The sequence below is a fragment of the ANME-2 cluster archaeon genome (genome assembly GCA_014237145.1).
Classification (GTDB): domain Archaea; phylum Halobacteriota; class Methanosarcinia; order Methanosarcinales; family Methanocomedenaceae; genus Methanocomedens_A.
This window is the reverse complement of sequence record JAAXOC010000008.1, coordinates 39,309-52,130: the sequence shown is the minus strand read 5'-3', so window position 1 is coordinate 52,130 and position 12,822 is coordinate 39,309. Positions and strand designations below refer to the sequence as shown.

9 protein-coding genes are annotated in these 12,822 nt (G+C 38.0%); all 9 read right to left on the bottom strand.

Annotated elements, in window-relative coordinates:
- Window positions 1–166 precede the first annotated feature (166 nt).
- A complete protein-coding gene (locus tag HF974_01490) occupies window positions 167–889 on the bottom strand; it encodes a DUF4157 domain-containing protein (protein MBC2697017.1) in 723 nt (240 codons plus the stop codon).
- A 747-nt stretch (window positions 890–1,636) separates the two neighbouring features.
- Complete coding sequence (locus HF974_01485; protein MBC2697016.1) at window positions 1,637–4,024, bottom strand: hypothetical protein; 2,388 nt, start codon at window positions 4,022–4,024, stop codon at window positions 1,637–1,639.
- 103 nt (window positions 4,025–4,127) lie between these two features.
- A complete protein-coding gene (locus HF974_01480; protein ID MBC2697015.1) occupies window positions 4,128–4,310 on the bottom strand; it encodes a hypothetical protein in 183 nt (60 codons plus the stop codon).
- Between the two features lie 379 nt (window positions 4,311–4,689).
- Entirely contained in the window at window positions 4,690–5,892 is a 1,203-nt protein-coding gene (locus tag HF974_01475) for a hypothetical protein (GenBank protein MBC2697014.1), read from the bottom strand.
- A 268-nt stretch (window positions 5,893–6,160) separates the two neighbouring features.
- A complete protein-coding gene (locus tag HF974_01470) occupies window positions 6,161–6,835 on the bottom strand; it encodes a YkgJ family cysteine cluster protein (GenBank protein ID MBC2697013.1) in 675 nt (224 codons plus the stop codon).
- A 282-nt stretch (window positions 6,836–7,117) separates the two neighbouring features.
- Entirely contained in the window at window positions 7,118–8,095 is a 978-nt protein-coding gene (locus HF974_01465) for a hypothetical protein (protein MBC2697012.1), read from the bottom strand.
- Between the two features lie 26 nt (window positions 8,096–8,121).
- Window positions 8,122–8,835 (bottom strand): hypothetical protein, encoded by a 714-nt coding sequence (locus HF974_01460; protein MBC2697011.1) that lies wholly within the window; start codon window positions 8,833–8,835, stop codon window positions 8,122–8,124.
- On the bottom strand, window positions 8,819–10,117 hold the full coding sequence (locus HF974_01455) for a hypothetical protein (protein ID MBC2697010.1): 1,299 nt from the start codon (window positions 10,115–10,117) through the stop codon (window positions 8,819–8,821). The genes HF974_01460 and HF974_01455 overlap by 17 nt, the downstream gene beginning before the upstream one ends.
- Before the next feature lie 3 nt (window positions 10,118–10,120).
- Entirely contained in the window at window positions 10,121–12,529 is a 2,409-nt protein-coding gene (locus HF974_01450) for a hypothetical protein (GenBank protein ID MBC2697009.1), read from the bottom strand.
- Between the last annotated feature and the right edge of the window lie 293 nt (window positions 12,530–12,822).

Genomic DNA, 12,822 nt, shown 5'->3' with positions numbered 1-12,822 from the left:
TAAAAGTAGTAACAGGGGATCCTCATTTTAAAGATTTCAAAGATGCCGTTATGATGTGATTTTTAAAAAAGTACGGATTCCTGCAAGTTCTACTATACGATTAAGATTCAGCGTCTGAAAGACATTAAAATGCATATTTAGTACTATCTAAACCCTTCGCTACACTTCAACTTCTGGAAGTTTTCCATCTTTGTTGAAGCCCCATTTGAGGAGGAGCAACAAATTGTATTGGGGTACTTTTTTGATTCATTGACCTACTGATCAATCGATTTTGCTGAACTATGTGTGTCAATTCATGTGCCATCAACCTCTGTCCCTCCCTTGTCCCTGATGTATACTGCCCTGCCCCGAACACCATATCCTGCCCCACCGTAAACACCCGTGCATTCACCGCCCGCGCCACATCAGCCGCCCGCGCATCAGTATGCACCCGCACCTGGCTGAAGTCTTGACCAAAACGCGGCTCAAAAAATGCTTGGGCAGATCCTGGTAATGGCTGCCCACCACCTCTGATGCTGTTGATGCTGGTCTCCACATCTGAGACAACTTCCGATGTCTGGCTGGGCAACGGCTTGGTTTGAATCTCTTCTTCCTCTTCTGGCCCCACCTGCTGCTGCACCCCTGGCTCCGGCATCTGCATCACTTCATCCGCGACCCGGTCCGCCTCCTGTTCATACACATACCCGGGCTGCCCAATACTAAGCTTAGCCTGCAAAGCCCCTGACCTGACCATCCTCTGAACAGCCTGGTTGCCGATGGTTCTTTGAAGATACAGGATTCGATTAACAGGTGAGTTTTGAGATCGAAAACCGGTCTTTTGTTTATTTGAAGCCGAATTCTCCTTTGTTGACAAAGGTTTTTTGGCATCTATCTTTATTCGTTCTCCCATATTATTTACCTCCACTTAACTTTTAGAATATTTTTCAATTCACCTCATTTGGTACTGCTATTCGATGTTAATTTCACTTCTGGAAAAGAGTAGATCTTCACATTGCTTTCATCAATCTGCTCCATCAGTTCAGGATTAATGACCTTCTTTTCATAATCCAGCCATACCTGCCATTTTTCATTATCCTGGCACCCGAATCCCCTGCACGGTACAGTGCGATGTTCATATATTGTACACTTGTATGTCTCCCGATCAAGATGAACGCAGTAACAGTCATCACCATGGGCGATCAGATAGGGCTGCCAAATTCCTAGTGGATGAGCCCTTATTCCACATCCTGTTTGGAGAGTGCAAAGGGAAATTTACAATAGACAGCCTTACAGACAGGCAGTCAGCTCAAACAATCAACCCAGGCTTCATGTTCGAATGTGTACTTATCACACTCAGAGTCTTGATACAATAGCCCGATGCCGCTTTCTACGAATTACCTCACCAGCCGCTCTGCAACCTGCTTTTTACGCTCATCTATCTCATTAATAGAAAGTATGTAATTTTTACTGAGCAACTCGATAAGTGTAATGAGAAACGAGGTTGCTTCTAAAGTTCTGGTAGTGTTGGTATTAATGGGTTTATGGGTATAGAATAAACCTCTGGTTATTTCCTGCCGGATTTTACTGAAGCTGATCTTGATATTGGTTTGATTTTCCGGATGAGTTGTTCATCTGTTAATATTAATCAATAATTAGATCACTGGATTATCGACCAAACATAGCGTATCTTGACCATATTTGTATTCATTCCAGCAAACATTGTTTCAACATAAGCAACAAACATCGGTACATCAGATTCACCCTCGATTTGTTTTTCCGTATAGGTGAATATTTCTCCTTTCCCAACATTACTTGATGTTAATTCTTTGCCATCTTGAGTTAATGTAAGCCATACGTTTTGTCCCTCAAGATCGATTTCCACTGCAGTAAGTTCAATACCATCTGAAATCTTAGACGGTTTACCAACATGAAGAAGTATCTCATCATCAATTTTTTGTTCAAAAATGATCTCTTTCAGCTTTTCGGGATTACCGTTCAAAGCAACATAATTTCCGACCATAGCATAGTAATAACCTCCGTGATTTCTATACAAAAGTCTACATTCTTTCGTACCATCTTTACATAATCCATTAGGCACGGTCAAGTCCTTCTCCTGAGATACGAGATATTTGACATATTTAATATCATCAACGGTTAAATAAACATTTATTGTTTTATTTCCACCATTTGAATCAATCACAATTTCTCCCTTATAAGTGTCAGGCTCATATCTTGCAGTATTGGTAACAGTAACCATTCCCGAAGATCCTAAAATTGGTTTTATTTCTATCCATTTCGGGTAATTCTTCACACGCCAGTCTAAGGTTCCCCCTCCATCATTTGATATCTCGAATGTCAGGGATTTTTCATCTCCCACATATATAGTGCCAAAGTCGAGTTTATTCGGATCTACAGATAATTTTGGCATTAGAATACCTCCCTCTCCGGGTCCTGCTTTAACGGTCACTGTAACAGTACTATCAGCTTCTCCTGCTTCATTCGTAGCTGTAAGCTCATAAGAGGTATTTATCTCGGGATACACAACTGTATTTCCATAAACTGGATTCATTCTTTCTCTATCGATAGTAACTTTTGTAGCACCAGAAACCTCCCAGTATAATGTGGAATTCCCTCCTTCAGAAATATCAGGAGGATTGGCATAAAAGGAATCAATTATTGGTAAATCCGAAGGTAATACTCCAACATACACTTTGGTATCTCTTACGTCAGATACTCCAGCATCATTAGTTGCCATAAGGGTGAAAAGGGTATTTTCTCCAACTACTCTTATCATTGAGCCTGCTGGTACTTTCACAGGAATTCCATCGATAGTAACGCTAGTAGCACCAGATACTTCCCAGCTTAATGTGGTTTCACCTTCCGGACCATCTATATGCTTAGGTTCGGCACTAAAGTTATGGATTACTGGTGCATCTAATATTGTTTCGTCTGTTATAACCAAGGATATTCTCCCTGTCTTGGTTCCCCCATTTGATTCCACAGTAATTATTCCGGTATGCAATCCCAGATCCATGCCACCACTATTTACACTAACAGAAACCGTACCAGATTCAGTTCCACTATCAGGAGAAACTATTATCCAATCCTGGTCACTGGAAACATCCCATTCCAGGGTTCTGTATCCGTCATTCCATATTGAAAAGGTCTGAGCACCCGTCCCGGGTACAAAATCAAAGTCTATTGGATCAGGATTCGTTGATAATTCAGGTGTTATGATCAGTATTAAAATTATAGCTATAGCAGCTAATGTGATTCCAATTGCAGCAATCTTTATCCATCTATTAGGATCAGGAATAGGTTCAGGAATAGGCTCGGGAATAGGTTTAGATAAATTGATACATCTTAGATCTTCAATTAATTTCAATTTCCCGCTTTTAATCTTAAAGCCTTCTTTATTAGCCTCATATCCAATTGTCTGGTTCAGGAACTGCTGGCCTATAGTGAATGAAAATGATCCGTCCTTATCAGATACCAGATCTATTGTTGAGCCACCTATTGAAAAACTAATACTGGCATTACCCAAAGGATTATCTGTTTCATCACAGATTTTACCTTTTATCTTAATTTCAATTTCATCCATCAGAAAATCCGATTTGATCTCAAATTTATCAATCTCATGAGAAATATCTTTTCTTATGAAACCTTCTTTCTTGATGACAAAATCTAATGTCTGTCCTATATAATCTTCGTCTGCTGTGTATTCATATTCACCCTGCTCATTGGAAGAAATTGAAGCTATTTGCGTACCTTCGATACTAAGTGTGATACTTGCATCCTTAACAGGATCACGGTTCTTTGAATTTCGAATAGTGCCAAATATCCTTGTTTTCTCTTTAGTTCCTTTTTCAAGCTCATTCAATAGAATATCTGACTTAATTTCAGCTTTATCGATCTCATAAGAAATGTTCTTTCTTTCAAAACCTTCCTTTTGTATGATAATGTCCAATGTCTGCTCCAGATAATCTTCCTCTGTTGCATATTCATATTCACCCTGCTCATCAGTAGTAATAGAAGCTATCTGCATACCTTCGATACTAAGCCTGATGTTTGCCCCTGCAACAGGGTCCTTATTCTGCGAATCACGAATTGTACCATATATTCTAATAATATCACCCTCTGTTTAATTTCTACTCTTCAACTCTATTATATTTTGATTTCTGATAAGTATGAATTCTCTCATTACTATCATCTATCTGCTTAATCATCTCATCATTTATTACCATCTTTACAAAATCTTCCCACACCTTCCATTTCTCATTATCCTGACAGTCAAATCCCCGGTAGAGCACAGACCGATGCTCCCACACCATACACTTGTAACTCTCCCTATCCAGATGAATGCAGTAACCATCATCGTCGTGAGCGATCAGATAAGACCTGTCGAACTCTCATCTTCATTATTTATTTATAGTGAATCTTTTTTAACGAATTACGGAGGGATAAAAGGACGATTATAAAAAAGGTCCAGGTTTATTTTACCTTCATAAGTTCCACCATTTCAATCAATGAAAAATCTTCTTTCATGGTAGCCTTCGTCCTTCTCCTTTAGATATCCTTCTTCGGTATGAATTGACTAATGTAGATCTCCATCCTCAGAATTCGAAATTGAAAATGTCCTTGTATTCGCTTCAATTATATTGAAATGAGTCCCAAGTTCAAATTTAAACGAAGGTGGATCCGGATATAAAGTCAATATGGCTTTTCAACATGCACTGTTATGGATTTAGCAACTTCTCCTACATCATTCATAGCTCTAATAGTGAAAGTTGTAGTTTGAGAAATCCATTTGTCTATTGAGCCCTTTGATACTTCCACAGGTCCTACTCCATCGATAATGACACTTGTAGCACCAGATACTTCCCAGCTTAAAGTAGTTTCACCTTCCGGACCATCAATATACTCAGGATCTGCCATAAAAATGTGAATTTCTGGTGCCCTTGATGGTGGTTTGCCATCTTCCGGTATATGCAAAAATATCATCCCTGTCTTGGTTCCCCCATTTGATTCCACAGTAATTCTTCCGGTATGCCTCCCTGGATACATGCCAGCACTATTCAAAATAACAGAAACCGTACCATCATCAGTTCCAACATCAGGAGATACTATTATCCAATCCCGGTCACTGTAAACATCCCATTCCAGGGTTCCGTCTCCGTCATTCCATATCGAAAAGGTCTGAGCACCTATTCCGGGTACAAATTCAAAGTTTATTGGGTCAGGATCTGTTGATAGTTCAGGTGGTATATCTTCCGTTGTATTCCCTAATAAAATTATAGCTATACCGACTAATATGATTCCAATTGCAGCTACCTTTATCCAATTTATATTATTAGATCCATTATCAATAAGAATGTCCTTAAATAAATTAATGCATTTCAGGTCTTCTATCAACGTTAATTTTCCACGCTTGATCTTGAATCCTTCTCTACTGGTTTCATATCCAATAGTCTGGTTCAAGAACTGCTGGCCTATGTTAAATGAGAATGATCCATCCTTATCAGAATTTAGGTTTATTGTTGAGTTACCTATTGAAAAACTGATACTGGCATTATCAAGAGGATTGTCTGTTTCATCGCATACCTTTCCTTTTATCTTAATTTCAATTTCATCTATCAGGATATCTGATTTGATCTCAAATCTATCTATCTCATGTGAAATATCTTTTCTTATAAAACCTTCTTTCTGGATGACATAATCCAAAGTCTGTCCTATATAATCTTCCTCTGCTGTGTATTCATATCCACCCAGTTCATCAGAAGTGATGGCAACTATCTGCGTACCTTCGATATTAAGTGTGATACTTGCAGCCTTAACAGGGTCACGGTTCTTTGAATTTCGAATAGTGCCAAAGATCCTTGTTTTCTCTTTTGTTCCTTTTTCAAGATTATTCAATAGAATATCTGACTTAATTTCAGCTTTATCGATCTCGCAAGAAATGTTCTTTCTTTCAAAACCTTCCTTTTCTATGATGATGTCCAGTGTCTGCTCCGGATAATCTTCCTCTGTTGTATATTCATATTCACCCTGCTCATTAGTAGAAATAGAGGCTATCTGCATACCTTCGATACTAAGCCTGATGTTTGCCTCTGCAACAGGATTTCTATTCTGTGAATCACGAATTGTACCAAATATTCTAATAATATCACCCTCTGTTCAATGACTACTCCTCAACTTTGTCATCATTATTAACATTTGATTTCTGATCAGTATAAATTTTCTCATTACTATCATCTATCTGCTTGATCATCTCATCATTAATTATCATCTCTATAAAATCCTCCCACACCTTCCATTTCTCATTATCCTCACAGTCAAATCCCCGGCAGGGCACAGGCCGCTGCTCCCATACCGTACACCTGTAACTCTCCCTATCCAGATGAATGCAATAACCATCAGCATCATGAGCTATAAGGTAAGGTCTGCCAAATTCCCATCTGATAGCACCCTCTTCTACATCCTGTCTTGATAGAGCAAAAGGAAATTTACAGCATATAGCTTTGCAGATATGCCGCCTGCTCTCACAATCGACATCAGTTTCATGTTCAAAAGTATATTTATCACATTCCGGATCCTGGTACAAAAGCCCTATTTTACTCTCTACAAATTTATTTACCAGCCGATGTGCCACCTGCTTTTTGCGCTCATCCAGCTCTTCAATTGAGAGTATATCCTTTTCACTCAGCAGTTCTATGAGTGCGTAAAGAAATGAGGACGCTTCTAAGTTCCTGGTGGTATTGGCATTGATGCGTGTGTGAGTATATAGAATACCTCTGGTTATTTCCTTAAGGAATTCATTGGAGTTGTTCCGGGTATTGGTTTGAGATTCTGATTGCATGATCTACCTCTATTGTCAAATCAACTTTCAAGTGTCGGATTATGAAGGGCATAGGGCACAATTCTAAAATCAAATTAATCAATAATTATATTAGACACAGATTAACACTGATACATTCACTTCCGCAGGAAGTGAATGCCTGCTACGCCTTAATGGCGTGCAGGTTACGCAGATGCAACCTTAAATCAGCGTTAATCTGCGTGAATCAGCGTCTTGAAAATAACTGGAAAACATAACCGTGTCAGATCATATGTCTTGCGATATTGTATGATTGACTCGACACTATTCTTCCAATATATCGTAATATTTAAATCTGACACCAATTGTCTTATCAGACAGGTTCTTTACCATCAATCTATAGAAATATTGATTTCTATGAAAATTAACAACCCACCTCCATTCAATAGCTGAGTCAGGAGTAGTTGGAAGTACACTGGTTATAAAGAACCTGTGTGTATTAGAAAGTTCAGAATGTACTTCTTTCTCAGAATTAGCATTGATCTCGATCGGTTTTTCACCTAATATCTCTTCACTTGACCTTTTATGGGTCTTGAATTTTGAGATCGGGACTGATCTATCAATAATTTGATCCTTACCTACCATATCCTTATCAAGGTTTCCAGTCAATATGCCAGCGACATTAAGATTACCAGTATGTGTAGTATTATCAGAATTAAACTCTACCCCATCATCGATACCTCTCATCACAGGCAGCTTATTCGAATAAGTGGGAAGCAGGAAGCTCAAGCTTCTAACAACCATATCACCTCCTACGGCACCAGCATATTTTCGATCCTCAATAACGATCTGGTGAATAGTCATTTTGTTAGGATCCAGTATCAACTTAGCCAGCAAGATCTTTGTTGCAGGTTCATCAGGCATTTCCGGATCGTACTTTATATCAGGATGTTCCGTAATGCGGGAATATCCTTTTACTCCTGTCTCCTCAGTAGGGTCACTCTGGCTCTGGTCGTATGATATGGTCAAATAAAGCGTTGTTGCCGTAGCCGCAAAAAGATCGATCTGCTTATCCTCATCAAGTATGATCTGCCTTCCCTGACCATCAACAGCCATACCACCTGAAACCATCACATACTTGTCACCACGCGTAAACGTAACATTAAGACCGTATGCAATACCCCATATATGCAGGTTCTTACTATGTGACCTGATAGCATTTAGATGATACTGCTGTTCGTCCTTAAAATCGTTCTCCTCTAAGAACTGTCCGGTAAAATAGTTCAACCTTTTAATTGTCATACATTATCTCCTTTAAAAAAAGATTATCATGAATCTTCTATTTTGATATTTATCGAATAATTTGTATGTACAGGTTTTTCTGATTCAATGATTTTCTTAATTACCTTTCGTTTGTTATTTATGGTTATATTATCAGATGCAGGCAGGTCCACATTAACAATAAAAAAATAGGGTGGTAGTCCACCTAATATAGTATTCTCTCCAACAGTCGATCTTATCCCTACCTGAAATGGTTCTACTTCTTCAATAATATTCACATCAGTTCCAGTATATATCCATAGATATTCTTCCAGTCCCTTTTTAGTCCCGCGCATTCGAAATATTGGAATGATACCTGCAATAACCTTTCTTTTTCTTTCAATATCCCAGTCCTCTTTCAATACAAGGGCTACCCAGCTTGCCAGCCATTCTAAGAATTCATCTACATAAATATTCATGAACTCTTGCGTATCTATATTAGTATTGAAATATTTCCTGAAGAGTTCTTTGTTATTATTTTCTATAGGATGCAAAAAAGACGTTTCACCAAATATGAATGAGAAGCGGGGATGAAATAATTCAGGAATGATATCAAGCACCTCTGCGATACCCTTTCTTCCATTTAATGCATCATCATCAATTCCACTTAATATTTTTTCAAATATTTTAAGATATTGTGTGATAAAAGGAACCTTCCCGTCCTTTACTGTCTCGTAAAATACTGATGGAAGATACTCCATGTATTTACTTTTGGAATTCATCGCCTGCAACTTCCTCCATTACTTCTACTTTAACAGAAACATCAATAAGTCCGTCTATTGCTTTTATTCTCAGATCATCATCGTTATCGATCACTACACTGACAGTTCGTTTGACGCCGTTGGTATCTTCCACCACCTGAACTACCTCATAAATGATAAGGGGTCTTCCATATGGCCATCCGCTGCCTTTGGAACCACCTGTTAAAGGATCAAGATAATTCAAGATCCTTGTCCTTACATTCTCCCGGACTATCTCTACTTTTTCATATGAAGTAGGTTCTATCTTCACATGAATCCCAACACCAGTATAAACAGGACTGCTCACTTCGATCACTGTTCCTATAAGACGTCTGGGATCTAAGTATTCTTTCACCTGTTCTATAAGTGCCTTATACTTATCCCGCCTGTTGGATACAATGATTATCCTGACCTTTTCTCCTTTCGTAGATTGATCTACGATCGCCCTGATAACCTTAGCACGGTTAGCTATTTTTTCAAGTTGATCAGGGTAGGCATCTTCAAGGAGCATTCTGTTTAGAAGTATATGAGCTTCTCCATGCAATTCTTGTTTTTGCATCAATACTTTAGTCCTGTCACTCAGTTCCACTTCTGAAAAGGATTCTTCTTTGTTGATATAGCCGCTTTGGATCAACCTGTTCAATTCATCAATTAATGTTTGTTGAAGTAATGGTGATAAAGGCGCTGATCTATCAAATCTTTCAAGTAGTCCCTTCATAGTCGAAGAAAAAGACCCATAGATAAAAAGGGATACATGATCTTTGGCATCACTCAATTTAACAAGTAATCTGACAGTATCCTTGAGATCACTGGTATGGAACAGATCAGAGTCAGTAGCTTCAATAGCAAGTTCACGAAAGTCCTCTCTGGTTACTGCCCTGTACCGTGAATTTAAAAATGTTAAAGCTGCCGCTTTCATATCTATAATATTTGTCTCATTTCCTGTTTCGATCTCTAGTAGGAATTCAAGAATATCCCTGTGAGACCTGAAAAGATTGGGATCTGCTAACAAACGGTCGATATCATCGATACCTGAGACTCCTGCTAAGAGCCGCAGGAAATTGACATATGATGCATCTGGTATTTTGTTTATCCTGTATAATGTTGCCTCTGTGATCCAGCAAACCATCTCAAGTATAGTAATACCAGGATCAGATACATTGTAATTTGTCCATTTATCAGTATAATTAGGAATAGATGCAAGCATCTCATCTACAATATCCTGATATGTTTTAGTATCAAGATCAGGAAGTGTAATTGGCATATCTCATCCTTCAATTGTCACATTGATATTACCGCAGCAGGGCAAAGCATTAGGTTCGATCCGGATATGTTCCACACCTGATTTTTTATCAATTTTCTCTTTTTCGTCCTTTGTAAGTATAATGTCAGTAATATAATCCACACCTTCAATACCTTCGATTAACGCCGCTATCTTTGAGATAAAAATGTCCTGTCCGAACTCCCATCCCTTTCCATTGTGACCGCCTTGTAAGGGATGCAGATATAATTCAAGCCTTTTTTTTATCCTATCCATTACAATAGTACTTCCGGTCGTAATTAACGGCTTGAATTTCAAATCGATAGTAATTTCCTTATAATCAGGACCAATTACCTCTATTTTATTAAGAATTAAAAAAAAGACTCTATCTTTAAGATACCTTTCGACCATATCCAGAAGTCCAATGTCAGGTAGCGGAGCAGCACTATCAAATTTCGGCACTATGATAACATTTATCCTGTCATTATCAGGTATGCATTTTGCCCTGGCAACATATTGTGAGGATTCATATGCAAGCCACTCAAAATCCTCTTTAGTAATAGCTTTATTCCTGCTTTTAATGGTATAGGGTCCGCGTTCGATTGCCTGGTCAAGAGTCTCCTGGTTACTACCTCCGGATGATGGGATGTGGTTGGCCACACTTTCTATATTTGGAATGGCAGTTTTTAACGATGTGATCATCCCGGCTCTTACATCACCCTTTTTACCACCTCCGCTTATATACTTCCGTGCAATAATGTTATTTTTTCCGTTTTGAGGTATCATGCCCCTGATACCATCACCAAAAGTTATCCTGCCGTTTGCTCTATCAAGAATATAATGACGGCCTAGAGGATCAGAAAGTGCAAAATCCTTTATTTCATGCCATCTTACCCATATTTCCTGGATTTTACCTGATCCCTCCTGCTTTTTTAGTAAATCCCTCTGTTTTTTTGAGACCATAGAGGTTATTTCATCTTTTGATAAAACTCTGATCTCTTTTACCTCAATTATCTCTCCTTCAAGTATAGGTTTTTTTGAAAAAGAAAGTGTAAGATCACTGTGCCCGTTACCTGAACCAAGTATCTCATCCTTAACAGTTACAATGTTCATTGCCCGGACCGTATTTGGAAAAATACCTATTAATTTAGGGCAGGACACCCGATTACCCTTATTGATCTCCATTTTGATCCAGTACATTTCCCTTTCAAATTCCAGGGTACGTTTAATATCAGAAGGACCTACAAAACTAACAATCCCACCTGTTTCTAAGCAATCTGTTTCATCTTCAACAGTAATATCTTTCCATAAAACACCATTGAAATATTTATATACAAGGTCAGTTGGTTCCTTAACAGTCAATAAATAATCCGGTTCTTGATCAAATTGATCTTTAAGATCCGGATGTATAATTATATTGTCAGTTTCATTAAAAAGCTTCATCTTAAGCGCAAAAAAAAGGGTTAACGGCATATTTGCAATATTCTTATTAAAACCAAGATATAAAGCTGGCTTTTTATTTGAAGATGCAAAGGGTTTATTTCCGGGTTGAAGGTCCTTAAATTGGAAATAGTTTAAGGATTTAATTCTTTCAATTTCTTTTTTATGATAGCTGTATGAGATAGTTAAAGATTTAATAAAAGGAGGATGTTGATCTGGTATTTTATATTCAACTGCGACAGCAATGCCCATTTCAGTAAAAATCCTGGAAAAATCTTTTTTATATTTTTCATATTCTTCAGGAAATCGGTGGATTATATCATCAATACCTTTTGTCTCAAATTTTCTTTCATAATCATATATGTTTTTTACCCTTATCCATCTGTTCAACTGACCGTTGATTTCTAATGGAAGAATAGAAGGACAGATAAATCTAACCTGATCACCAGACTTTTTTTCAGTATCTATTAATTCCAGTAATTCCCATTCACTCCCGTTCCAGTATTCCCATGGATAAGTATTTACTTCAAATTTCCTGTCATCTTCAAACCCGAAATATAGAGAAATAGTAGCATTCTCCTTTGAAAAAGCCTCATTTGATCCTATGTAAAATGCAGATTTCTGCTTTGGTTCCTCTCCAAACGGATAAAAACCCATTGCCAGATCTACAGGTGTAATATTTGCAAAGGCAATATCAGGTGTAATGTGTTTTATGGATATATCTACAGTAATGTGAGAGATACTGGGTAGTTTAACTCCTTTGACTATTTGCATATCCTTCTTTGGTCTTGCTGATAACCAGAAACTTTTGACCCCATTAATATAAGTTGGTTCCAGCTTTTCTATATGAAAAGAAATATCTAATTCTTCTGTTCCTACATTATAAAACTTAGGGTTTTTAACAGGATTCTCATTACTGTCATACCACGTATAAAAGAAATCCCGCTTAAGATCCCTCCCTTTAAAATGGATCATTAGATCCACAGGTCGCTGAATATTGAGTAATATATCATCACCCAGATAGAGTATATGATCAACTGGCTTTTCATTGGAACTTTGTCCAAAGATTGAAAAACCATCTTCACTTCCTGATATAAATTCCGAATGATCAGTATATTTATCCTCCCATGGATTAAAAGAAAAAACAGCCGTAAGTGCAGCCGGAACAACACTTAGATCCTGCCCTGTTTCAAAGACCACATCCGGGTCATCTGATGAAGCTACTCTTGTACCTGATGCAACAGTAGCAACTGATGAACCTTCTGTGA